Origin of the sequence: Bradyrhizobium sp. HKCCYLRH3059 (assembly GCF_051168035.1) — a bacterium.
Lineage (GTDB): Bacteria > Pseudomonadota > Alphaproteobacteria > Rhizobiales > Xanthobacteraceae > Bradyrhizobium.
The window spans coordinates 92,406-115,242 of the sequence record NZ_JBNPUF010000001.1 but is presented as its reverse complement, the minus strand read 5'-3'; the positions used below and the strand labels follow the sequence as shown (position 1 = coordinate 115,242).

The 22,837-nt window shown below is 67.2% G+C and carries 24 protein-coding genes; 7 read left to right on the top strand and 17 right to left on the bottom strand.

Annotated features, from left to right (window positions below):
* Nucleotides 1-44: 44 nt before the first annotated feature.
* The 3 genes from ACQR13_RS00500 to ACQR13_RS00490 all read right to left on the bottom strand — a co-directional run bounded on the left by ACQR13_RS00500 (nt 45) and on the right by ACQR13_RS00490 (nt 2,964).
* Nucleotides 45-1,463, bottom strand: a complete 1,419-nt coding sequence (locus ACQR13_RS00500; protein ID WP_315753100.1) for a TolC family outer membrane protein — start codon at nt 1,461-1,463, stop codon at nt 45-47.
* Between the two features lie 248 nt (nt 1,464-1,711).
* Nucleotides 1,712-2,491 (bottom strand): enoyl-CoA hydratase, encoded by a 780-nt coding sequence (locus ACQR13_RS00495; protein WP_315753099.1) that lies wholly within the window; start codon nt 2,489-2,491, stop codon nt 1,712-1,714.
* Nucleotides 2,492-2,574: 83 nt separating this feature from the next.
* The gene (locus ACQR13_RS00490) at nt 2,575-2,964 is read right to left on the bottom strand and encodes a hypothetical protein (protein WP_315753098.1); all 390 of its coding nucleotides are present in this window, start codon (nt 2,962-2,964) and stop codon (nt 2,575-2,577) included.
* 324 nt (nt 2,965-3,288) lie between these two features.
* Here ACQR13_RS00490 and ACQR13_RS00485 point away from each other — a divergent pair, with 324 nt between their 5' ends.
* Together ACQR13_RS00485 and ACQR13_RS00480 are read left to right on the top strand one after the other, a co-directional pair.
* Nucleotides 3,289-3,834 carry a sigma-70 family RNA polymerase sigma factor gene (locus ACQR13_RS00485; RefSeq protein WP_315753097.1) on the top strand — a complete coding sequence of 182 codons (546 nt, stop codon included), beginning with the start codon at nt 3,289-3,291 and terminating at the stop codon, nt 3,832-3,834.
* Between the two features lie 2 nt (nt 3,835-3,836).
* Nucleotides 3,837-4,475 (top strand): DUF1109 domain-containing protein, encoded by a 639-nt coding sequence (locus tag ACQR13_RS00480; protein ID WP_315753096.1) that lies wholly within the window; start codon nt 3,837-3,839, stop codon nt 4,473-4,475.
* A gap of 10 nt (nt 4,476-4,485) precedes the next feature.
* On the opposite strand, the gene ACQR13_RS00475 is transcribed toward ACQR13_RS00480, so the two are convergent.
* Both ACQR13_RS00475 and ACQR13_RS00470 read right to left on the bottom strand, forming a co-directional pair.
* Nucleotides 4,486-5,595, bottom strand: coding sequence for a DUF2336 domain-containing protein (locus tag ACQR13_RS00475; RefSeq protein WP_315753095.1), 1,110 nt, complete (start codon nt 5,593-5,595; stop codon nt 4,486-4,488).
* A complete protein-coding gene (locus tag ACQR13_RS00470; protein ID WP_315753094.1) occupies nt 5,592-6,755 on the bottom strand; it encodes a GGDEF domain-containing protein in 1,164 nt (387 codons plus the stop codon). The genes ACQR13_RS00475 and ACQR13_RS00470 overlap by 4 nt, the downstream gene beginning before the upstream one ends.
* A 322-nt stretch (nt 6,756-7,077) precedes the next feature.
* On the opposite strand from ACQR13_RS00470, the gene ACQR13_RS00465 reads away from it, so the two are divergent.
* The 4 genes from ACQR13_RS00465 to ACQR13_RS00450 all read left to right on the top strand — a co-directional run bounded on the left by ACQR13_RS00465 (nt 7,078) and on the right by ACQR13_RS00450 (nt 11,259).
* Nucleotides 7,078-7,647 carry a sigma-70 family RNA polymerase sigma factor gene (locus ACQR13_RS00465; RefSeq protein WP_008961196.1) on the top strand — a complete coding sequence of 190 codons (570 nt, stop codon included), beginning with the start codon at nt 7,078-7,080 and terminating at the stop codon, nt 7,645-7,647.
* The gene (locus ACQR13_RS00460) at nt 7,644-8,486 is read left to right on the top strand and encodes a hypothetical protein (RefSeq protein ID WP_315716086.1); all 843 of its coding nucleotides are present in this window, start codon (nt 7,644-7,646) and stop codon (nt 8,484-8,486) included. The genes ACQR13_RS00465 and ACQR13_RS00460 overlap by 4 nt, the downstream gene beginning before the upstream one ends.
* A 33-nt stretch (nt 8,487-8,519) precedes the next feature.
* Nucleotides 8,520-10,163 (top strand): S8 family serine peptidase, encoded by a 1,644-nt coding sequence (locus ACQR13_RS00455; RefSeq protein WP_409998673.1) that lies wholly within the window; start codon nt 8,520-8,522, stop codon nt 10,161-10,163.
* A 469-nt stretch (nt 10,164-10,632) separates the two neighbouring features.
* A complete protein-coding gene (locus ACQR13_RS00450) occupies nt 10,633-11,259 on the top strand; it encodes a TIGR03809 family protein (protein ID WP_315753093.1) in 627 nt (208 codons plus the stop codon).
* Between the two features lie 4 nt (nt 11,260-11,263).
* On the opposite strand, the gene ACQR13_RS00445 is transcribed toward ACQR13_RS00450, so the two are convergent.
* Complete coding sequence (locus tag ACQR13_RS00445; protein ID WP_434842017.1) at nt 11,264-12,637, bottom strand: TIGR03808 family TAT-translocated repetitive protein; 1,374 nt, start codon at nt 12,635-12,637, stop codon at nt 11,264-11,266.
* Nucleotides 12,638-12,865: 228 nt separating this feature from the next.
* On the opposite strand from ACQR13_RS00445, the gene ACQR13_RS00440 reads away from it, so the two are divergent.
* Nucleotides 12,866-13,153: a GlsB/YeaQ/YmgE family stress response membrane protein gene (locus ACQR13_RS00440; RefSeq protein WP_315716090.1), complete on the top strand. Its 288-nt coding sequence runs from the start codon at nt 12,866-12,868 to the stop codon at nt 13,151-13,153.
* A 40-nt stretch (nt 13,154-13,193) separates the two neighbouring features.
* On the opposite strand, the gene ACQR13_RS00435 is transcribed toward ACQR13_RS00440, so the two are convergent.
* From ACQR13_RS00435 to ACQR13_RS00385, 11 genes are all read right to left on the bottom strand, one after another.
* Complete coding sequence (locus ACQR13_RS00435) at nt 13,194-13,850, bottom strand: pyroglutamyl-peptidase I (RefSeq protein WP_315828246.1); 657 nt, start codon at nt 13,848-13,850, stop codon at nt 13,194-13,196.
* A complete protein-coding gene (gene meaB / locus ACQR13_RS00430; protein WP_316193833.1) occupies nt 13,847-14,836 on the bottom strand; it encodes a methylmalonyl Co-A mutase-associated GTPase MeaB in 990 nt (329 codons plus the stop codon). Before meaB ends, ACQR13_RS00435 begins: the two co-directional genes overlap by 4 nt.
* Nucleotides 14,837-14,871: 35 nt before the next feature.
* Complete coding sequence (locus tag ACQR13_RS00425; RefSeq protein WP_315828247.1) at nt 14,872-15,645, bottom strand: RsiV family protein; 774 nt, start codon at nt 15,643-15,645, stop codon at nt 14,872-14,874.
* A 201-nt stretch (nt 15,646-15,846) separates the two neighbouring features.
* Complete coding sequence (gene scpA / locus ACQR13_RS00420; protein WP_434862495.1) at nt 15,847-18,003, bottom strand: methylmalonyl-CoA mutase; 2,157 nt, start codon at nt 18,001-18,003, stop codon at nt 15,847-15,849.
* Nucleotides 18,000-18,152, bottom strand: coding sequence for a hypothetical protein (locus tag ACQR13_RS00415; protein ID WP_315753088.1), 153 nt, complete (start codon nt 18,150-18,152; stop codon nt 18,000-18,002). The genes scpA and ACQR13_RS00415 overlap by 4 nt, the downstream gene beginning before the upstream one ends.
* A 33-nt stretch (nt 18,153-18,185) precedes the next feature.
* On the bottom strand, nt 18,186-18,650 hold the full coding sequence (locus tag ACQR13_RS00410) for a GFA family protein (RefSeq protein WP_315753087.1): 465 nt from the start codon (nt 18,648-18,650) through the stop codon (nt 18,186-18,188).
* Nucleotides 18,651-18,652: 2 nt separating this feature from the next.
* The gene (locus ACQR13_RS00405) at nt 18,653-20,515 is read right to left on the bottom strand and encodes a methylmalonyl-CoA mutase family protein (RefSeq protein ID WP_434862494.1); all 1,863 of its coding nucleotides are present in this window, start codon (nt 20,513-20,515) and stop codon (nt 18,653-18,655) included.
* A gap of 100 nt (nt 20,516-20,615) precedes the next feature.
* On the bottom strand, nt 20,616-21,107 hold the full coding sequence (gene folK, locus ACQR13_RS00400; RefSeq protein WP_315716198.1) for a 2-amino-4-hydroxy-6-hydroxymethyldihydropteridine diphosphokinase: 492 nt from the start codon (nt 21,105-21,107) through the stop codon (nt 20,616-20,618).
* A gap of 5 nt (nt 21,108-21,112) precedes the next feature.
* Nucleotides 21,113-21,481, bottom strand: a complete 369-nt coding sequence (gene folB / locus ACQR13_RS00395) for a dihydroneopterin aldolase (RefSeq protein WP_315828249.1) — start codon at nt 21,479-21,481, stop codon at nt 21,113-21,115.
* Nucleotides 21,478-22,335: a dihydropteroate synthase gene (gene folP, locus ACQR13_RS00390; protein WP_316167045.1), complete on the bottom strand. Its 858-nt coding sequence runs from the start codon at nt 22,333-22,335 to the stop codon at nt 21,478-21,480. The genes folB and folP overlap by 4 nt, the downstream gene beginning before the upstream one ends.
* Before the next feature lie 75 nt (nt 22,336-22,410).
* Nucleotides 22,411-22,818: a DUF4332 domain-containing protein gene (locus ACQR13_RS00385; protein WP_315716100.1), complete on the bottom strand. Its 408-nt coding sequence runs from the start codon at nt 22,816-22,818 to the stop codon at nt 22,411-22,413.
* Between the last annotated feature and the right edge of the window lie 19 nt (nt 22,819-22,837).

Below are 22,837 nucleotides of genomic sequence, written 5' to 3'. Positions count from 1 at the left end.
ATCGGCAAAGCAAGGTCGTCGGCCTTGAGCGATGACCGCTCGCACTACTGTCCGGAGGGCGTGCGCAGGCCGTGCCAGGCGTCGCGCACCTGGTGGTAGTGCACCTCGGGCAGATAGTCCGGCGTATTCAGATTGAGGTTCTTGACGTCGAGCCGGCCGATCGCGCTGAGCAGCGTATAGGAGGCGATGACGCGGTCGCGCTGCGCGCCGATCAGCCGTGCCTTGGCCTGGATCAGATCGGCCTGCGAGTTGAGCACGTCGACGGTGGTGCGCTGGCCGCCCTGGGCCTCGCGCGACACGCCTTGCAGCGCGATGGTGGCGGCCTTCACCTCGGCCTCGGAGGCGCTGACGGCGACCTTGGCACCCTCGTTGGCAACCCAGGCGCTGACCACCGCAGTTCGCGCCTGGTTGCGGACCTGGTCGAGCACGAGGCGGCTCTGCGCCGCGAGCTCCTTGCTCTGGCGGGTCTGCGACGCCGCCGTGCCGCCGTCATAGATCGGCGCGGTGATGCTGCCGACGATCGAGGCCTGGTCGGTGCCGAAGGTACCCAGCGTCTGATCCGAATCGCGGCTGCGGCTGACACCGCCCTGCAGGGTCACGCTCGGCAGCAGCGCGCCCTCGGCGACCTTGATCGAGGTCGAGGCCACGTCGACGTCGAAGCTCGCCGCAGCCACGGCCGGATTTTCCTTGTTGCCGAGCGCAATCGCGTCCTCGCGGCTGCGCGGCAGCAGGCGATCGATCGGGTCGGCCGCGCGCAGCTGGCCCGGCGCCATGCCGATGACCTGGGCATAGGTCGCCTGGCTGATGGCGAGGTTGACCTCGGCGGCGTTGAGATCGGACAGCCCGCGCGACAGCCGCGCCTCGGCCTGCGAGGCGTCGGTCGGCGTGACGTCGCCGGCATTGAGACGGCGCTGCGTGACCGAGAGCGTCTCGCGCAGGAAGGCGACGTTGGAGCGCTGTGCCTCGACCAGCGACTGGTTGGCGAGCACATTGGTGTAGGCGGTGACGGCGTCGAGCAGCACGCCCTGGCCGACATTGCGCAGCGCCTCGCGGCCCGACTGCACCTGCAGCTCGGCCATGCGGACGCTGTTGGCGGTCCGGAAGCCGTTGAACAGCGTCTGCGTGACGGTGACGCCGATGGTCCAGGGCTTCAATGTCGCGGTCTGGATCGTGTTGTTGGGCAGCAGATTGCGCACCGCCTGCAGGCCGGCGCCGAGGCTCGCGATCAGTTGCGGACGATAGCCGGCGAGCGCCTGCGGCACGTTCTCGTCGGTGGCGCGCTGGCGCGCGCGCTCCGCATTCAGCGCCGGATTGGTCTGATAGGCTTTCGCGAGCGCGGCGGCGAGATCCTCGGCGCGCGCAGGCGAGCACACGACGACAAGGCTGCCCGCGAGGGTCAGGCCGAGGCCGATCCTTCGCACACGCATCTTGCCGACGCCAAATTCTTTGGCTCGACCCACCATCCGACTCCGCCGCGTCTCACTGTCTTAACCAGTTGTTTACCTGTTTAGGGCGGATGGCGGCCACACACAAACCGCCGATGTGGAATCCGGCGGGCTTTTCCATGGTTTGTTGTGGCGTGCTCGCCACAGGCCGTTTGTCGCAGTGCTGCGGCCCGGCGCGCGGATACGCGCTTGGTAAGCGGGTGAGGTGCGCCCGTCGACATGAGAGGCGGATCGATTCGTTCAGCTGCGAGTGACCCGCAGCAATCTCAGCGGTTCTTGTTCACCGGATTGCGCTTCTCGATGAACGCAGCCATGCCCTCGGCGCGGTCTTCGAGCGCGAAGGTGGCGTGGAACAGGTTGCGCTCGACATTCATGCCTTCGGACAGCGGGGTCTCGAAGGCGCGGTTGACGGCCTCCTTGGCCATCGCCGCTGCCGGGCGCGACATCGATGCGATCTTCTCGGCCGCAGCCATCACCTCATCCATCAGCCTGTCGGCCGGCACGATGCGGCTGACGAGGCCGGAGCGTTCGGCCTCGGCCGCATCCATCATGCGCCCGGTGAGGCAGAGGTCCATCGCCTTGGCCTTGCCGATCGCGCGCGTCAGGCGCTGGGTGCCGCCGATGCCCGGGATGGTGCCGAGCGTGATCTCGGGCTGGCCGAATTTCGCGGTGTCGGCAGCGATGATGAAGTCGCACATCATCGCGAGCTCGCAGCCGCCGCCGAGCGCGTAGCCGGCGACCGCCGCAATCGTCGGCTTGCGGCAGCGCGCGACGCGGTCGCCGCCGATCGCGGTGAAGTCGCTCGAGAACATGTCGATGAAGCTCTTGGGCTGCATCTCCTTGATGTCGGCGCCCGCGGCGAACGCCTTCTCGCTGCCGGTGATCACGATGCAGCCGATGGCGTCGTCGGCCTCGAGATCATCCACGGCGGCGGCGATCTCGCGGAAGACGCCGAACGACAGCGCGTTGAGCATCTTCGGCCGGTTCAGGGTGATGATTCCGACCGCGCCTTTGCCTTCGACGATGATGTGCTCGTAAACGCTCATGATCCCACCCCGCAAATCAAAACAGCGGGCAATGTGCCCGCTGGATCGATGCGCATCAAGTAGGTGCGGCGCCGCGCGGCGCCTCAGATCATGAACATCCGTGCCGCCGAGCCCAGGGTGAGCAGGGTGCCGCAGGCGATGAAGATCTTGCCGATGATCGAGGCCTTGTCCCAGCCGGAGCTGTCGTCATTGCTGACCGTGACCATGTTCACGGTGACGTCCGAGGCCGCCGGCGCATCGCTCGGCGCGGCATCGGCCGATTCCGCCGCAGGTGCGGCCTGAGCCTGGGCTTCGACCGGCATCGGCGCCGGGAATCCGTCCTGCTTCGCCGCCGGAGCGCTCTCGGACCCCACCGGCAAGAACGGACTGTAGCTCTGCTGTTCGGCCGCGCGGGCGAATCCAGTGCCAACGAGGCCCAGAACGAACGCGGCGGCAATGATCAATGCTGAACGTCCACTGGCTTGGATCGTCATCGTCGGCTCTCTCCCCATCCCGCCAGCCCAGGCCGGAGTGAGACCCCGACAGATGTCGAGAACGGGGCAGAAAATGGGTATCTTCCTGCCGCTCACGGCAAAAGCTGGGCGGCGCCGCACTTTGCGGCGCGGCCCATTAAACCTGATCATGCACCTTTCGATTCGGTGCTATGGAGCGGTTCCAAGACTTGCCCGGTGGCGTGCTCTCGTTGTGGCGTAACTCGGATGGTTCCGAGGCCAATGCCCGCATCACGAATTAGTGATCAGGATGTCGCGAGAGTAACAAGCTGACGATTCGGGCGAATTGCTGGGGGTGGAGCGGAGTTGCGCGAGCGTGACGACGAGTGGACGGGCTGGATGCGCCAGGCCGTCGCCGGTGACGACGAGGCCTATCATCGCCTGCTGAGGGCGATCACGCCGGTGTTGCGCGCAGCATCACGGCGCGGGCTGGCGCGCGCCGGTCAGCCCCCCGACCAGGCCGAGGACATCGTGCAGGAAATTCTGTTGGCGGTTCATCTCAAGCGGCACACCTGGGACGTCCACGCGCCGTTCGCGCCCTGGCTGTTCGCGATCGCGCGCAACAAGCTGATCGACATGCTGCGCCGGCGCGGCCGGCGGGTGTTCGTCGACATCGACGATTTCTCGGAGACGCTGGCCGACGAGCCGCCGGCGCCCACCGTCTCGGCCGGCGAGGTCGAGGCGCAGCTGAAGACCCTGCCGCAGCGTCAGCGCGACGTGCTGCAGTCGATCGCAGTCGAGGCTGCCTCGATCAAGCAGACCGCGGAGAAGTTTTCCATGAGCGAGGGCGCGGTGCGGGTGGCGCTGCACCGCGCGCTCGCAAGCCTCACGGCCAAGCTACGGGATACCTGACCATGGACACCGATCAGCTCATCCGCACCCTCGCCGCCGACAATGCGCAGCGCGCGCAGCCGGTCGGCATCGTGCTGGCGCTGGCCCTGATGGCGGCAACGCCGGTCTCGACCGCCATGCTGCTCATCGGCCTCGGCGTCCGGCCGGACATCTGGCTCGCGGTGCGCAATCCGTTCTTCGACCTGAAGTTCGTCGTCACCACGGCGCTGGCGATCCCGGCGCTGATCATCAGCCTGCATCTGTCGCGCCCTGAAGCTTCGCTGCAGGGCTGGAGCTGGCTCCTGATCGCGCCGATCATCGTCCTCGTCGGCGGCATGGCGGCGGAGATGATGCTGCCGCAGCGCACGCCGATGATGGCGCGGCTGGTCGGCCACAATTCGATGGTGTGCATGAGCGCCATTCCCGTGCTGTCGCTGCCGCTGCTGGCCGCCGCGCTGTTCGGTCTGCGCCATGGCGCGCCGTCGCGTCCGGCGATGACGGGCGCGATCGCCGGGCTGGTCTCGGCGGGCATGGCGGCGACGCTCTATGCCGCGCATTGCACCGACGATTCGCCGCTGTTCGTGGCCACCTGGTACACGGTGGCCGCGCTGATCGTGGCCGGGCTCGGCGCGCTCATCGGCGCGAGGGTGCTGCGCTATTGACCGGGGGCGGCTACGCCTGCACCGGCGTCGCGGCGTCCTGGACGCGATGGAAGCGCAGCACCTGCTGCGCGGTGGACCGCCGGAGCCGCTCATAGGTGGCCTTGCAGGCGTCGAGATCGGTCGTCGCGGTGGTGGCGAGCCCATCGCGCATCAGGATGATCGACTTCACCGTTGGCCATGACAGGCCTGCGACCTTGGCGAGGATCATGACGCCCTCGGCGCGGCTTTCGATCATGATGCTCTCGGCGACCGCGACCGGCACGTTGGCCATGGCCGCCACGGCGGCATTGGCCTCGTCGAACTTGCGCTGCTCGGTGAACTGCACGACGAGACGGTCGTCGAGCCGGCCCTCGGCATGCAGCGAGCGCACCAGCGCGTGCGCGATCTCGGTCTGGCTGGTCAGCGCCACCGCGCTCGATCGCGCCCGCCGGCCTGCCGTCCGCACCGCCGAGGAGACCTCCTGCGCGAGCTTCGGGTTTGCTGCCTCGAGCCGCGCGCGGACCGTGGCCGACGCCTTGGCGACCAGCTTCAGATAGAGGTGGCGCGGCAGATTGGGCCGCATGGCGAGGCACGCGGCGAGGTTTTCGTCCAGCGCGGCGCGATCGGCCAGCGTGTCGAGGCTGGCCTCCGAGACGTCGGCGCCGGGATTGCTGACGGTGCTGTGAACGACCTCGTCGTTGCCGCGCCTGAGCAGGATGTCGGTGACGGCGCGGCTGAGCACGCGCCGGAGCGAGATCGCGAGCAGATGCGCCTGGCTCTTGGTCTCGGCTGTGCGGATCAGCGCGGCCTCGTCGAGCCGTTCGGACTTCGACAGCACCGGGCCTGCGACATCGATGGCGTCGTCATCGGCCAGCCGGTAGAGCGTTCGCGGCGGCGCCGACGCCAGCGGCGCCAGCCGCCGCGCGAGCAGCGCGCGGGCCGAGATCTCGATGTGCTCGATCAGGCATTCGAACACGTCGTCGAACAGCGCGACCTGATCATCGGCGAAGTCCGTCGCGCCGTCGACGAACAGGTCCGTCACCTTGCGCAGGGTCTCGACCCGCCGGGCGACGGTGCCGTGCGCGAGCGTGTCCTCGAGCTCATCGAGCAGGCTTTCGTTCGGGGCGGGTTTCGGGGTCATGCCGGGACGGCGCAGGCGCTGGTGACGCGATTGCGGCCCTGCGCCTTCGAGTCGTAGAGCGCACGATCGGCCCGGGCGAGCAGCGAATCGGCGGTCTCGTCGCCACGCGGGGTGGCTACGCCGGCCGAGAACGTGACCTGCAGGCCGGTCGAAAACGCACTCCAGTCGAGGCCGGCGATGATCTGGCGCAATCGTTCGGCGAGCCGCGCCGCGGCGTCGGCCGGTGCGCCCGGCAGCACCAGCAGGAATTCCTCGCCGCCGTAGCGGCCGAAGCGGTCGCTGCCGCGAATGTTGGCGAAGATGGTGATGGCGAAGGTGCGCAGCACGTCGTCGCCGGTCGGATGACCATGCGTGTCGTTGATGCGCTTGAACCAGTCGAGATCGATCAGCACGACCGAGCAGGGCTGGCCGCCCTGCCGCGCCTGCGCCATCTCCTCGTCCAGCACATCCATGATCGAGCGCCGGTTCAGCGCGCCGGTGAGCTCGTCGATCTCGGCCAGCTCCTCGATGCGGCGATAGGCTTCCTTGAGCTTCTGTCCGCGCTGGTACAGCGTCTCGCGCAGCGCGCTGGAGAAGATGCCGAGGAACATGCAGCCGGCGATGGTGAGGAGGAAGACCAGGAGCGTCGCGAGCCGCTCGAGGCCGCTGTCGTGCGGCATGCCGAGCGGCTTGTCGGTGAGCAGGAACAATCCCGCCAGCCCGATCGCGAGGAACGTCCAGCAGATCGCGCTCTGGCGCGGCGTCGCCCGCAGCGAGGCAAAGGCGACGACGATGTACAGCGTGCACAGGAAGAGGATGCTGACTTCGGGCGCGATGTAGCAGAACGCGACCGTGATCATCATGCTGGCGAGCGATTGCGGCACCACGAGGTAGTGGTCGCGGAAACGGTCGTTGAAGCCGCTCTCCGACAGGGCGGTCCACAGCGCGACGGTCAGAATGCCGGTCGCTGCGTAGGCTGGCGCGATCGTGACCGGGACGGTTCCCGCCTCGGCGTAGATCAGCAGGATGACGGCGTCGATCAGGTAGCATCCGGCGACCAGCGCCAGCATCTGCCGGCGCCGCCCGGCACGACGCGCACGCAGGTCGCTGGCCGGAGACGGTTGCGCGTCCCCGGCCTCAGCGACATTCGGACTGGGAATAGGCGGTGCCGTCGTGCCCATGTGCTCGCGATTCTTCGTCGTTGGCTTAAAATCTACGTGGGAAAGCATTTAACTTTGGTATCTATGGGCATGGACGAAGAGGCCGCCGGCGTCGTGCTGCGACGGGGAATCTACGGCTTTCAGGGCGTGCAGTTGGCGGGAACGGGCGGAACATGGTAGGCGGGAACCCGCTGGTCACGATCGACCTGGGCGCTGCAGCGAAATCTGCAAGTCTGTGCGCCAACTCACATTTCGGGACGTATCTTTCCGGTATTTTGAAGATTTTTGCGGTTGTGTTCGAACCGCGACGTCAATCCTCCAGACCAATCTTGCGAGACGGCCATTGAGCGTGACAGCAGCGGCGTCAGATGAAACCCTGATTGCCCGGATCGCTCAAGGCGACCGGCTCGCCATGCAGGTGCTGTACGGACGGCACCATGTCAGGGTGTACCGTTTCGGGCTCCGGCTCGTGCGGGACGAGCAGGTCGCGGAAGACCTCATCAGCGAGGTCTTTCTCGACGTGTGGCGTCAGGCCGGCAAGTTCGAAGGCCGTTCTGCCGTCTCCACCTGGCTCCTGGCGATCACGCGGTTCAAGGCCCTGTCGGCCCTTCGGCGCCGGAAGGACGTTGAGCTGGAAGACGAGGCCGCGAACGCGATCGAGGATACCTCCGACGATCCGGAGGTCGCGGTCCAGAAGAAGAATACCGGCGAAGCATTGCGCAAGTGCCTGACGGCGCTTTCGCCTGATCACCGGGAGATCGTCGATCTCGTCTACTACCACGAGAAGTCCGTGGAGGAGGTGGCCGAGATCGTCGGAATTCCGGAAAACACCGTCAAGACGCGCCTGTTCTATGCGCGCAAGAAATTGGCCGAACTCCTGAAAGCGGCCGGCATTGAGAGAGGCTGGCCATGATGGCTTTGAGCAAGATGCTGGAGCAAGAGCCCGGAGAGATCGAACTCCTGCTGCCGTGGTACGCCGCCGGCACGCTGAGCGCGCGCGACATGCGCCGGGTCGAGGAGGCTCTTGCCAACGATGCCGATCTCGCCAGGCAGTATGCGGAGATCCAGAAGGAGTATGCCGAGACCATCGCGCTGAACGAAAGCCTCGGCGCGCCGTCGATGCGTGCGATGCAGAAGCTGTTCGCGGCGATCGAGGCGGATCCGGTGCAGAAGCCTGCCGCGCCGCGCGGCTTCAGCGCGCGGCTGATGGATTTCTTCGACAGCCTGTCGCCGCGGACCCTGGCGTGGACCGTCAGCCTCGGCGCGCTGCTGGTGCTGGCGCAGGCCGGCGTGATCGGCGCCGTGCTGATGCGCTCGCAGACTGCGACCTATCAGACCGCCTCGGTCCAGGACAAGACCGCGGCGCCCGAGCCCGCGAGCAGGCCGATGGCCGCGCCGCCGCCGCCGAGCGCCGCTGCGCCGGCCCCGGCGGAGCGGGCGCCCGAGAGCATGACGCGTTCGCGGATGGCCGAAGCACCGGCCCCGGCCGCACCGCTGATCCGCGGCCTTGGACCGCAGGTCGCCGGATCGACCGCGCCCGCCTATGCGCTGGTGCGGTTCGCGCCGGATGCGCGCATGGCCGACATCTCGGCGCTGCTCGACAGCTACCAGGCCTCGATCGTCGAGGGCGCCAAGGGCGGCCTGTTCAAGCTGCAACTCGGCGACCGGCCGTTGTCGAAGGCCGAGGCCGACAGCCTGATCGGCCGTCTGGCGCGCGAGAAGATCGTCAGCCTCGCGGTGGCCGCGCAATAGGCCCGCGCCGTCCGAACGTCATTCGGAGGCTCCATGTCGTCTACTTCGCCGCTACAGTTCGCCAGATCGGTCGCGATGCTGATTGTCGTCGCAATGCCTGCTTTCGCAGGTGGCGACCTCAGTGCCCATGCCCAGGCGATGATGCGTTCGCCCAACATCAACATCCCGAGCCGGGTGCCGAGCATCAACCCGGGCACCGCGATGCGTGCGCCGCCGCCGACGGCGATGACCGTGCGCCCGACCTTGCCCAATGCGCGATTTGCACCGAACCTGCAGACCTCCTGCGACCCGGCGGATCGCAGCGCCTCGGGTGAATGTCTCGACCGTCGGCCGGTGACGGTGGACGGGCAGGGCCGGCGGTCCCAAGGAAGATTGGACAAGGGCAGGTCCGCCAAGGTGACGCAGCGGGGCGAGCCGAAAGCTGCGGCCGCGGTCGACCCGCGGACCATCGCCAACGAGATCGTCGCCGAAATCGATGACGGTCTCTCGACGGACCAGGCCGACGCGCTGGCGCGCCGCCATGGCCTGCAGCGCATCAGCTCGCAGCGCTTTCCGCTGATCGGCGCCACAATCGGTCTGTTCCGGATCACCGATCGCCGCTCGGTGCAGGCGGTCAGCCGTGCGCTCGCGGCGGATGCCAGGGTGCGTTCGGTGCAGCCGAACTACCGCTACACGCTGCAGCAGCAGAGCGCGCCGCCCGTCGAGGGCGATCCGGCGCAATACGCGCTGGCGAAGCTGCGGCTGCCCGAAGCGCACAGGCTGGCCCAGGGCTTCAATGTCACCATCGCGGTGATCGATTCCGGGATCGATCTCAAGCACCCGGAATTCGCCGACGCGTCGTTCGACGCGTTCGACGCACTCGGCGGCGACGAGGGGCCGCATGTGCACGGCACGGGCATCGCCGGCGTGATCGTGTCGCACAAGCGGTTGATGGGCAGCGCGCCCTATGCACGCATCATCGCCATCCGCGCCTTCGGCATGGCCAAGAAAGGCGGCGGGCCGGAGAGCAGCTCCTATGTGATCCTGAAGGCGCTGGACTACGCGGCCCTGCACGGCGCGCAGATCGTCAACATGAGCTTCGCCGGCCCGAAGGATTCGGTGATCGAGCGCGCGATCGCGGCCGTCGCTTCCAAGGGCGTCGTGATGGTCGCCGCGGCCGGCAATGCCGGGGCCAAGTCGCCGCCGCTGTATCCTGCGGGCAATCCGAACGTCATCGCCGTCAGTGCGACCGATGACAGGGACCAGTTGCTGCCGGCGTCGAACCGCGGCAATTACATCGCGCTGGCCGCGCCCGGCGCCGAGATCTTCCTGCCGGCGCCGGACGGAAAATATCAGATCATCTCGGGCACCTCGTTTTCCGCGGCCTATGTCAGCGGGCTTGCGGCGCTGGTGCTGGAGCGCAATCCGGCGCTGAAGCCGGAAACGGTGCGGACCGTGCTGACCGGGACCGCGCGCGATCTCGGGACCCCCGGACGCGACGATCTGTTCGGGGCAGGGCAGGCGGATGCGTTGGCGGCGGTCCAGGCCGTGGCCTCGCCGCAGGATGCGCCCGCTGCTGCTGTGCCTTCCGCGGGGCTGCAAACGGAGCCCGCGGCGGCCCGCGAGTTGCGCCCGGCGCCGGCCGCGGTGACCGCGGCATCTCCAGCCGGCGACGCGCTTCGGCCCGCGCAGCAATGACGCCAACGTTTTCGTGAACGTTCCGAAAATCTCCCGCTCGCCTTGAACGTGCAGCGGGGCGATCACGACAGAAAGCATGTGGGAGCGGTGATCCCCTCCCCAAGGCTATATACGGCGCGAGCGCCCATCCACCCCAAGCGCCCATATGGCTCGACCCGTCCGGTTGTCCCCCCGGACGGGTCTTTCATTTTAGGCGAGGTCGAAGCCCGGCGACGTCGATATCCGGCAGTGTCTCGCGCACCCCGAGTCGAACATCCTTGGGTTGTCTAGGGATGCCGTTGGTCGCGTTAGCGCTCCGCGCCTGGCCAAAGCCCGAAAAAACACGGACAGAATTTCCGCACGACTACGGTTTGGCCGCCAAACAACATGGCATTAGCTAGACTTTGTTAACCTTTTCCACAAAATATTCACGTCACGTTGCGTTGATTCGTGCCGAGTGCGTCCGTCCCCTTATCTCACGGGCTCCCCCATGACACATCGACCGGACGTGGCTTGCAGCCGCGAACTGGCTGCACGCTGGTGCGTGCTTGCCGAAAGGCGCCTGGACCATCTCACCGAGCTGTTCCAGAGCGGCCGCTGGCGCCGCTACTACACCGAGCAGTCTCTCCTGGACGATATCCGCCAGGCCAAGGCCGCGGTGCAGACCTGGCAGGCGCTATCCCGCGCCGAGCCCGAGCAGGTGAGCATCGTGCCCAGCCAGAGGCCGGCTGCCGTTGTGGCTGCGCTACCGGCGCCCGCGCGCCCCGCCGAGCCTGAGCCGATCAAACTCCGTCTCCATGAGAATCATCCCATCGAGCGGCGCCCCATTGCGCTGCCGCCTTCGCTCGAAACCATCCTTGCGGAGTCCAAGATCATCGTCGAGCCCGAGATCGAGCTGGCCGCGGATGATCTGGAACCGGACGACGTCATCGAACCCGACTATGTGGCCGAAGACGACATCGCGCCGGAGCCGACCGTCGCGCCGTCCCGCATCGACATGTTCGCCCTGGAGCAGGCCTTGAGCATCGGCATTCAATCCGACGCCGAGTATGACGAGCCGGTGGTCGATCTCGATGCCATCGAGCGCCGCTATCCAGCGCTGGCGGTCGCTTATTAGTCTGTTACCGGCTGACGGCGTTGCCGTTGACAGTCAGATGGGCAAATCGCTGCGCACCGTCCTGCGTCAGGTCCGATGTCACCGGCTTGATGTGATCGAGTCCGATCACCGCGCCGCGCGGGGTGCCGGAGATCATGTTGTTGCTGACGAGCGCCGTGCTCGCGCCCGGAACGACGGACACGCCGACGCCCGCGAGCGCATTGCGAATGACGTTGCCGGAGATCACCACATCCCTGAGATATCGACCCCAGCCGGCGACGATGCCGTAGGACGGGGCATTCTCGACCACGTTCCCGGTCACCGCGGAGTCCGCCTCGACATAGATGCCGATGCCGGCATCGTCCTCGGGTGCTGTGCCGATCGGCCGCTTCGGGATCAGATTGCGGATGATGTTGCCCTGGACCACCGCGATGCGGCCGCCTTCGTTGAAGTTGCAGACGGAGACGCCGAAGGCGGCACCATCCACCGTATTGCCTGAGATGACGGCGCCCTCGAATGCGAACTCAGAGTAGAGCGCGACCTCGCGCACGTCGCTGACGCTGTTGCCGACGATCTGGATGTTCGAGGCCGAGTTGCCGCGCACCGCCGAGTAGTCGCAGTTCCTGATGCGGTTGCCGCGCACGATCACGTTGCCGGCGCGAAAGGCGTTGATGGCGTTGCCGTACTGGCCCGAGCCGCCGGGGCCGGCCTTGATGTCCGTGATGCTGTTGTCGAGCACCATCGTGCCGTCGTCGCCGATCGCGGTGCGCAGGATCTCGATGCCGTTGTCGCGCGTCCCCTTGATGGTATTGCGCGACACGATCAGCCCGAGGGCATCGAACGACACGATCGCGGTGACCGCGATGTCGGTGAGGACGTTGCCGCTGAGGTCGCCGGAAACCTGCTCGAGCCAGATGCCGCTGCCGCCGGAGCGGGTGATCTCGCAATCATGGATCCTGACATCGTTGCCGGCTGCAACGTGAAGCAGGCCGCGCCGCTGGGGCAGGGCAATGCCGCCGCCGTCGAGCGCGACGCCGCTGATGCCGAGGCCGTCAGCGCCTTCTGCTGACAGCATCGACGGGCCGCCACCGGTGAACACGAGCTTGGTGGCACCCCGGACGCCGACCATCTGGCTGCCCCTGGCAAGCCGCAGCATCGAGGTCCTGTAGGTGCCCGGCGGCAGCGCCAGCGGCACCTGGGCGCGGGTGGCCTCGTCGATCGCACGCTGCAGCGCGCGGGTCTGGTCGTCGGGACTGTTGGGCTTGACGCCATATTGCGTGGCGTCGCGGCCGAGTGTGGAGATCAGGGGGGCGGCCTGCGCGGCATCCGCCGGCAGGGCCAATGCCCCGGCGGCGCCGGCAGCCGATCCAGCCAGAATGCGGCGGCGATTGACATCCATGGTCAGCGTCTCGCGCAAAAGATGATGTGCGGCCACGACTTAAGCTGAAAGTCTCAATGCTGATGCCGAGGATGAGCGCCTGCGCCCGGGATTGTTGGCGGTAGGGTTAAATCTTCACGTCAGATCGCCCGCCGGCGTGGGTTGCCCGTCGAACCGGTGAGCCTCTCCCGAGGGAACCAATGGGACTCGCGGACATTGTTCCCGCAATGGATCGGCGAGGAGAGGGTCATGCATCTGTCAAATGAGAGTCTACTGGTTATTCTGTTCGTGGGCATTGTCGCGGGCTGGCTCGCAGGCCGCGTCATGGAAGGCGGCGGCTTCGGCCTGATCGGCGACCTGATCGTCGGCCTCCTCGGTGCCTTCATCGGCAACTGGCTGTTGCCGCAGCTCGGCATTCATCTGGGTGTCGGACTGGTCGCCGCGATCATCAACGCCTTCATCGGCGCCGTGGTCCTGTTGCTCCTGCTGCGCTTGATCGGTGGGGGATTTGGCGGTCGGCGCCGCTGGAGCATCTGATATCCCGCGCTGACCGTCAGCGGTCATACCACCATCGGCGTCAGCTCGTGCGACAGGACGCCTGTCGCACGAGCTTGACCAGCTCCGTCAGCATCGCTTCGCCGGCATCGACGAGCCCCTCCAGCGTGATGCGCGAACTGCCGTGCGGCAACGCCGTGCCGGCACGCGGCAAGGGAGGAATGTGGATGAAGGCGGCGAGCCGCGGCCCTTCGGCGGCCTTGGTCGCCTCGATCGCGCGCCAGCTCAGATAGTTGCAGAGATAGCTGCCGGCATCGCGCGAGGCCCGGGCATCGATGCCGGTGGCGCGCGCCGCGCGCAGCAGCCGCGCCATGTGCGGGCCGAACGGCATCGGATGTGCACCGGGGACGATCACGCCCTTGCGCGCGACGTGGCGGTCGGCATCCGGGAAGGTCGTGGTGATCGTGTTGCGGGCGCGCGTCTCGATCCGCAGATAGGACGTTCGCCCGGCGAGGCCGAACATCATGAGCGCATGCGGGCGCCGCTCGGCGATCAGCGCGGGCAGCTCGCGATCCACGGTCGCATAGGTCACGTGAAAAATGTGGCTGCTGATGGCGACGTCATCCAGCGCTGGCCGCCGCAGCTCTGACAACCGCTTCACCAGCGGCATGGTCGGATTGGACGGCGCGCCGGGAAACGGGCCGAATCCGGTGATCAGGACGCGCGGCCGCTCGCTCATGTCAGCATCTCCGCGAGCTGCTCGGCGGCGAGCGCCGGCGCGACGCGGCCCTCGGCGACGTCGCTCTCCAGCTTCTTCACCTTCGCGCGGATGGATGGATCGGTGCGCAGCCGCGCCATCAGGCGCTGCTCCAGCATGGTCCACATCCATTTCACCTGCTGGTCGCGCCGCCGCGCGGCGAACTCCCCAGAGGCGATCATCGCCTTGCGATGATCCAGGACCTTCTGCCACAGCTCGGCGATGCCCGTGCCTGATATCGCCGAATAGGTCACGACCGGCGGATGCCAGTGCTCGGAGCGGGGGCTGAGCAGATGCAGCGCGCCGCGATAGTCGGCGGCGGTGATGTTGGCGCGCTTGACGTTGTCGCCATCGGCCTTGTTGATCGCGATCATGTCGGCGAGCTCGACCAGGCCCTTCTTGATGCCCTGCAGCTCGTCGCCGCCGCCGGGCAGCATCAGCGCGAGGAAGAAATCGGTCATGTCGCAGACCGCGGTTTCGGACTGGCCGATGCCGACCGTCTCGACCAGGATCACGTCGAAGCCTGCGGCCTCGCACAGCAGCATCGCCTCGCGCGTCTTGGCGGCGACGCCGCCGAGCGTGCCCGACGAGGGCGAGGGGCGGATGAAGGCGTGCTCGTGATGGGACAATCGCGCCATCCGCGTCTTGTCGCCGAGGATCGAACCGCCCGTGCGCGCCGACGAGGGGTCGACCGCGAGCACCGCGACCTTGTGGCCCTGTCCGATCAGGAACATGCCGAGAGCATCGATCGTGGTGGACTTGCCGACGCCGGGCGAGCCGGTGATGCCGACGCGGATCGCGTGCCCCGTCCGTGGCAGCAGCGCCTGCACCAGTTCGCGCGCGGCGGCCTGATGGTCGGCGCGGCGGCTCTCGACCAGCGTGATCGCGCGCGCCAGCGCCGCGCGGCTGCCGGCGCTGATATCGTCGGCCAAGGCCGTGGTATTTGGCGAAGGAGAACGAGAGGACATGCGCCCGTTATAGCGGATGCGAGCGGCCCGGCCAGCTAGTTCTCCTCCGCATCCCCCTTCGGCCTCGCGCCGCCGAAGATCGCCTGCCCCTCCGCGCTGAGATAGGGCTTCAGCGTTTCCCAGGGCACGAAGGCGACATAGTCGCCTTCCGCGTAGGCGCCAACGGCGTAGGGCGGATAGTGGAAGGTGAGGCCCGAGCTCTTGCCGGCCAGCGTCGAGGGCGCGAGCGTGACGGCGCCAATGCCGAGCAGCTTCGGCTCGACGCTCTTCAACCACCACTCGTCAGTGTCGCCGGCGTCGCGCGCCTTCTTCTCTGCTCGCAGCGAGGCGATGATCGCCTTGCTGATCGCGGTCATGGTCGGACCGTTGTCGGCGGTCTCGTTGAAGAACGGGCGGATCGAGATGCGCTTGGCGGCGGCCTTGTCCCAGAGGATGGTGTCGACCGTCCGGTTGGGATGGGCGCCATGCGTGTCCATGTAGTCGTTGCGCAGCACGCTGACATAGCGATCGGCGACCATCGAACGCACCGAATAGTCGCGGCCATAGGTGTAAGGGCCGTCGCGGAACAGTTCCTTGTCCGCCTTGTAGTCCTTGGCGGCGTCCGCGGCCTGCTTGTCCATCCACTTGCGGCCTTCGGCGAGGCAATTCGCGGCGAGCGCCGGATCGGCCTTGATGTCGGCACTCAGCGTGACGCTGGCCTCGGCGGCCTTGGTCTTGATCGACGCATCGGGCTTGGCTTCGGCGGCGATCGCCGGCGAGAGGGTGAGCAGGCCGAACAGGGCGGCGACAAGCAGTTTGGTAGAATACATGAGGCTTGTGATCCGGGTTTGGTTGTCTGTGCGCGCACGTACCGCAAAGGTTCGATCGTGCCCAGATCGAACGCGCGGCGATGGATTACAGCGCGTCAATAGCTCGACGCTCTCGGGAATGGACGCAAGACAATGTCGAGATTCCGGGTTCAAGGCCTTTGGCCTTGCCCCGGAATGACGGTGGGGTGTGACGCAGTCGGACTACTCCGCCGCCTCGCTGTGCCCCAGCCGCGCATTGAGCTTTTGGATCAGCTCCTCGGCGGCGTCGGCGATGACGGTGCCCGGCGGGAAGATCGCCTCGGCGCCGGCCTTGTACAGCGCATCATAATCCTGCGGCGGCACGACGCCGCCGACGATGATCATGATGTCCTCGCGGCCCTGCTTCTTGAGCGCGGCCTTCAGCTCCGGCACCGCGGTGAGATGCGCGGCCGCCAGCGATGAGACGCCGAGAATGTGCACGTCGTTCTCCACCGCCTGCCGCGCCGCCTCGTCGGCGGTGGCGAACAAAGGTCCGATGTCGACGTCGAAACCGATGTCGGCGAAGGCCGACGCGATCACCTTCTGGCCGCGGTCGTGGCCGTCCTGGCCGATCTTGGCGACCAGGATGCGTGGCCGGCGGCCCTCAGCCTCCTCGAACGCCTCGATCAGCGCCTGCAGCTTCTCGGCTTTGCCGGACATGGCGGCGATCTCCCGCTTGTAGACGCCGGTGATGGACTTGATCTCGGCGCGATGGCGGCCGAACACCTTCTCCAGCGCGTCGGAAATCTCGCCGACGGTGGCCTTGGCGCGCGCCGCGTCGATCGCGAGCGCCAGCAGGTTGCCGTTGCCGTCGCCGGCCGAGCGCGTGAGCGCCGCCAGCGCCGCATCGACCTCGGCCTGCCTTCGCTCGGATTTGAGCCGCGACAGCTTGTCGATCTGCAGCCGGCGCACGGTGGAATTGTCGACCTTGAGCACGTCGAGCGGCGGCTCGTCGGTCGGCTTGTACTTGTTGACGCCGATCACCGACTGCCGGCCGGTGTCGATGCGGGCCTGGGTCTTGGCCGAGGCCTCCTCGATGCGCAGCTTCGGCACGCCGGCCTCGATCGCCTTGGCCATGCCGCCGAGCTCCTCGATCTCCTGGATGTGGCCCCAGGCCTTGGCGGCGAGGTCACGGGTGAGGCGCTCGACATAATACGAGCCGCCCCAGGGATCGATGATCCGGGTGGTGCCGCTCTCCTGCTGCAGGAACAGTTGGGTGTTGCGGGCAATGCGGGCGGAGAAGTCGGTCGGCAGCGCCAGCGCCTCGTCGAGCGCGTTGGTGTGCAGCGACTGCGTATGGCCTTGCGTCGCCGCCATCGCCTCGACCGCGGTGCGCACGACGTTGTTGTAGACGTCCTGCGCGGTCAGCGACCAGCCCGAGGTCTGGCTGTGTGTGCGCAAGGACAGCGAGCGCGGGTCTTTCGGATTGAAGGGCTTCAAGAGCTTCGCCCACAGCAGGCGCGCCGCGCGGAGCTTGGCGACCTCCATGAAGAAGTTCATGCCGATCGCCCAGAAGAACGACAGCCGCGGCGCGAAGCGGTCGACGTCGAGTCCGGCGGCGATGCCGGCGCGCAGATATTCGACGCCGTCGGCGAGCGTATAGGCGAGCTCGAGATCCTGCGTCGCGCCGGCTTCCTGCATGTGATAGCCGGAGATGGAAATGGAATTGAACTTCGGCATCTTCTGCGAGGTGAAGGCGAAAATGTCGGAGATGATCCGCATCGAGGGCGAGGGCGGATAGATGTAGGTGTTGCGCACCATGAACTCTTTCAGAATGTCGTTCTGAATGGTGCCCGACAGCTTCTCCGGCGGCACGCCCTGCTCTTCGGCGGCGACGACGAACAGCGCCAGGATCGGCAGCACGGCGCCGTTCATGGTCATCGACACGCTCATCTGGTCGAGCGGAATGCCGGCGAACAGGGTGCGCATGTCGTAGATGGAATCGATCGCGACGCCGGCCATGCCGACGTCGCCGCCGACGCGCGGATGATCGGAATCATAGCCGCGATGGGTGGCGAGATCGAAGGCGACCGAGAGGCCCTTCTGGCCGGCGGCGAGGTTGCGCCGGTAGAAGGCGTTGGAATCCTCGGCCGTGGAGAAGCCGGCATATTGCCGGACCGTCCAGGGCTGGTTGACATACATGGTCGGGTACGGACCGCGCATAAACGGCGCGATGCCCGGCCAAGTGTCGAGGAAGTCGATGCCGGCGAGATCGGCCTCGCCATAGGCTGATTTCACCGGGATGCCTTCCGGCGTCAGCCACGGCTCGGCAGCGCCTGCGGGCGCGGGGGCTGCGATCGGCGCGAACGCGACGTCGGCGAAATTCGGAATCCGGGTCATTCCCTGGCGTCCTCAAACCTGCGGTTTCTCTCGATCAGCTCTTGGATGTTCTTCTTGTAGACCGGATCATTGCGTGGATCCGTTGTCATGCTGCGCGTCCAGAGGCCGTGGACCGCAGTTTCGATGAGCGCGGCCAGCCAGTTGATCATGAGGTGGTCCTCGGACGCTCGCATGTCGCGCGCTCAGTCATGATCCGGATGCTGATGACTGACGATGGACGCCATCTTCTCCGGTCCATAGTTCTGTTGTGTCGTCTGGCTCGGCAGATTGGCGATCGCGACCACCCAGCCAAGTCGCGACTCCGAGCCATATTGTCGCGTCGGCACCACCCGGTCCGGCCGGTCGAAGCTGCCGGTCATGATCTCGATCCGCGGCCCATCAATACGCCCGAAGCCGAGCGGCGTGCCGCAGGCGGGGCAGAAGAAGCGCTCGGCGATCGTGGATGAACGGAACGCGGCGGGCTGACCGCGCGTCCAGGCGAAGTGCTCGCGGTCGATCTCAGCGAACGAGGCGAACGGCGCGCCGGAGGCTTTCTGGCACATCCGGCAATGACAGATGCTGACCTTGTTCGGCGTGGTCTTGAACGCGAAGCGGACGGCACCGCATTGGCAGCCGCCGGTCAGGAGAGGCTTGGTGTCGTCGGTCATGCTCACTCCAGATGCGTATAGGCGTCCTCGAGCGTCTTCAGCGCGTCGCCGCCGGCGAACACGAAGCTGCCGATGCCTGCTTCACGCAACGCAGCTTCCCGCTCGCCGCCCCGGCCTGCCAGATAGATATGTCGTGCGCCCGCGGCCTGAAGGGCCTTGGCCGCCGGAACCGCGGCCTCGGCATAGACCTTGTCCGACGAGCAGAGGCAGGCGATCGCGGCGCCGGAGGCGCGGTATGCATCTGCGAGCGCGGCCGGATCCGCGCCGCCCTGGCCGTCGATCGCGGCGATGCCGCCGGCCTCGAAGAAGCTGCGGACGAAGGTCGCGCGGGCGGTGAAGTCGGCGGCGGTGCCGAGATTGGCGAGGAAGACCGAGGGGCGCTGTCCCTGGCTCTTCAGCAGGCTGTCGGAGCGGTCACGCAGCCGCTCAAATCCTTCAGCGAGGCGGATCGGCGTGAGCGGTGCGAAGCTGAGCGCAGCCTTGGCCGCCAGCGGCGCGGCCAGAGGGGCGACCGCTTCCACGGCGACTTCGGCCTCGTTGAGATTCGGAAACTCACTGGCGCCGGTCAGCACGTCGCGCCGCTTGGCGATGTTCGCATCGCGCGCCTGCTTCACCGCGGCGACCTTGGTCTGGATGAGGCCCGCCTGCAACGCCGCAACGACGCCGCCGGCCTTCTCGATCTCCTGGAACAGTGCCCAGGCGGCGCTGCACAACTCGCTGGTCAGCGCCTCGATGCCGCCGGCACCGGCGGCGGGATCGGCGACGCGGGCGAGATTGCTTTCCTCCAGCAGCACCAATTGCGTGTTGCGGGCGACACGGCGCGCGAACGCGTCGGGCAGGCCGAGTGCGGCCGTGTGCGGCAGCACCGTCACGGCATTGGCGCCGCCCAATCCGGCCGCGAACGTCGCGATGGTGGCGCGCAGCATGTTCACGTAAGGATCGCGCCGGGTGAGCATGCGCCAAGCCGTCTCGCCCGAGATGAAGAGCGGCTTTGGCGCCAGGCCGCAGGCCTCCTCGATGCGCGCCCACAGCCGCCGCAGGCTGCGGAATTTCGCCAGCGTGAGAAACTGATCGGTGTCGGCGGCGAGCCGGCCATAGATCATGCCGCGCGCGGTCTCGAGCGCGATGCCTTCGGCTTCGAGCGCCCGCAGATAGGCGACGGCGGAGGCGAGCACGAAAGCGAGCTCCTGCGCCTCCGATCCGCCGGCGTCGTGCACGACCCGGCCGTCCGCGGCGAAGAACGGGCCCTTGAAGCCGGCCTCGTGCAGTTGCTTGACCAGCGCGCCCGAGTTGCCGCCGAGCGTCGATGCGTCATGCGAGCTTGCGCCGCGAGCGGCCGCATGCCCGATCGGATCGAGGCCGAACCGGATGTCGCAGGCCGCGGCCTTGATGCCGCGCTGCTTGACGGTGTCGGCGAGAAGCGAGGCGGGCGAGAGCGAGTCGCCGAGGTGCAATTCGATTGCAATCGCAGCATCGAGATGCACGCCATCGAGCGCGCGCGCCACTGCGTCGGGGCTGGCGGCGAGGCCGAAGCCGTGCGCGGCATTCGACCCGGCAAACACCAGCGACAAGCCGGTCGCGCCATTCTCGAGGTCGATCAGCGCCTGCGCATTGGCCTTGGTCGGATCGGGATGATCGACGCGCTGCATGATCTGCCAAGGCGCCGATGGCGCGCGGCCGGCGACCGGCGCGGCATGCTTGGCGCGCGGATAGATCGGCTGGATCTCGAGCCCGTCATAGGTCTTGCCGACCAGCTTCTCGAAGGCCGCGCCCTTCAGCACGCCATCGACCAGCTTGCGCCAGTCCGCCTCGCCGGCCGGCGCAAAATCGGCGGCCAGTCGCAGATCGTCGGTCTCGGTCGTCATGCGGATCGCGTCTCCCGGGCGTCTGTTATCGCGATTGTTGTGGCGCAAAATGCCACGTCAGGACGGCCAAGCCAAACGGTTGTTTGGCCGGAGATGTCAGCTATTCGGCTGACGGCAACGGCCGGATTCCGTCGCGCGAAACGGCGAGCACGGCCTCATCGACGCGGCGGCCGGCAATCTGTCGCGCCGGCACGATCTCGGCCAGCGGTACCAGCACGAAGCCGCGTTCGAACAGCCGAGGGTGCGGCAGCGTGAGATCGGGGGTGTCGATCGCGAAATCGTCATAGGCGATCAGATCGAGGTCGAGCGTCCGCGGACCCCACCGCGTCTCCTGCGCGCGATTGCGGCCGAACATGCGCTCGACCGCGTGCAGAACGCCGAGCAGCGGCCGTGGAGGCATCGCGGTCGCGATCTCGATGCAGGCATTGATGAAGGGCGGCTGCTGCTCCTCGCCCCATGGCGGCGTGATGTAGTCGGACGAGCGCGCGATAAGCGCCGCCGACGCGCGCGCACAGATCTCCGGAATGGCGCGCCGGAACGTCGCCCTGACGTCGCCGACATTGCCGCCGAGAGCAACCAGCGCGCTCGCCATCGCCGTCATGGATGCCGCGAGCGCATCAGCACCACGCCGACATCCTCGAAGATGGCGGCGATCGGCGCATGCGGCTTGTGCACCGTGACCTTGACGGCGCGAATGCGGGCGAAGGTCGACAGGATCGCATCGGCCACCGCGCCGGCCGCGCGTTCGAGCAGGCGGTAGTTGGAGTCCTTGAACGCCGCCGTCGCCGTCTCCACCACGTCGGAATAGGACACGGTGTCGGCGAGGCGGTCGCTGCGCGAGGAGTCCGAAAGGTCGGTGTAGAGCTCGAGGTCGATCACGAAGCGCTGGCCGACCTCGCTCTCATGCTCCATCACGCCATGACGCGCGTGGATGAGAACGCCCTTGATGAAGATCGTATCGGTCATCGCAGTGCCTCGATTGCCGCGGCCACGCGTACGGCCTGAACCGTTTCGGCGACGTCATGCGCCCGGATGATTGCAGCACCGCGCCGAGCCGCAATCAGATGCGCCGCGATCGAGCCGCCGAGCCGCTCCTGCGGCTCCGACGCCACCACGGTGCTGATGAAACGTTTTCGCGACGCGCCGACCAGCAGCGGCAGCCCGAAGCATGCGAATGCATCGAGCCGGGCCAGCGCAATCATGCTCTGCTCCGCCGTCTTGCCGAAGCCGATGCCTGGATCGAGCACGATGTTCCCACGGGGAATGCCGGCCTTGGCCGCGATGTCGAGCGAGCGCGTGAAGAAGCCGATCATGTCGGCGACGATGTCGATCTCCGGATCGACGGCAGCACGGTTGTGCATCACCACGATCGGCGCGCCATGCGCGGCGACGACATCGGCCATCGCGGGATCGCGCTGCAGACCCCACACATCATTGGCGATCGCAGCACCATGGTCCAGCGCGTAGCCTGCAACTTGAGATTTCATGCTGTCGATCGACACGGGCACGCCGAGTGCGACGACCGCGGGCAGGATCGGCTGCAGGCGCGCCAGTTCCTCCTCGGCCGTGACCGGCACCGCGCCCTTGTAGGGCCGGGTGGACTCGGCACCGATGTCGATGATGTCGGCGCCGGCCGCGATCAAGCGCTCGGCCTGCGCAATGGCGCGTTCCGGTGCATCGAAACGGCCGCCGTCCGAGAACGAATCCGGTGTGACGTTGAGAATGCCCATCACCGCCGGGAATGGACGCGAAAGCCAGCTCCGCAGCAGCGGGTGGCTCGACGCGAGGTCCGGGGCGGAGTGCGGCGAAATGGCGCTCATAGGCGCCGCTTTGCGCGGTTGCCACCCTCAAGTCAAGGTGTCGCACCGCACAAGCACGGTCAATCTAGAGGCTGGTCAATAGCTGATCTTCGGCTCCAGCCGGCGCGCCCTTTCGATGAGCTGGCCGACCGACTTCTCCGACGGCAGGATCCGAACCAGTTTTCGCCGGGTGTTCACTTCCTTGATGTTCTGCGCCAGCCGGGCGGGATTGCGGTGCGCCAGCTCGCGCACGGTGGTCACCCCGGCTGCGCGGACGAGGCAGACCTTGGCCTTGCCCATGCCGGGAATGCGCATGTAATCGGCGGCGTTTGCCCAATCGAGCAGTTGCTGCTCGCTGATGCCGGTCTTGGCGGCCAGCGCCTTACGCCCTTTCACGGTCCGGGCGGCTTCGAGAAATGTGTCGGTGGTCCGGATGCCCAAAGCTTTCAGCTTGGCGGCATAGAAGGTCGTCATGCCTTCGAGTTCGGTGATCGGATATGTCATGATACTCGGCGCGCGCGAA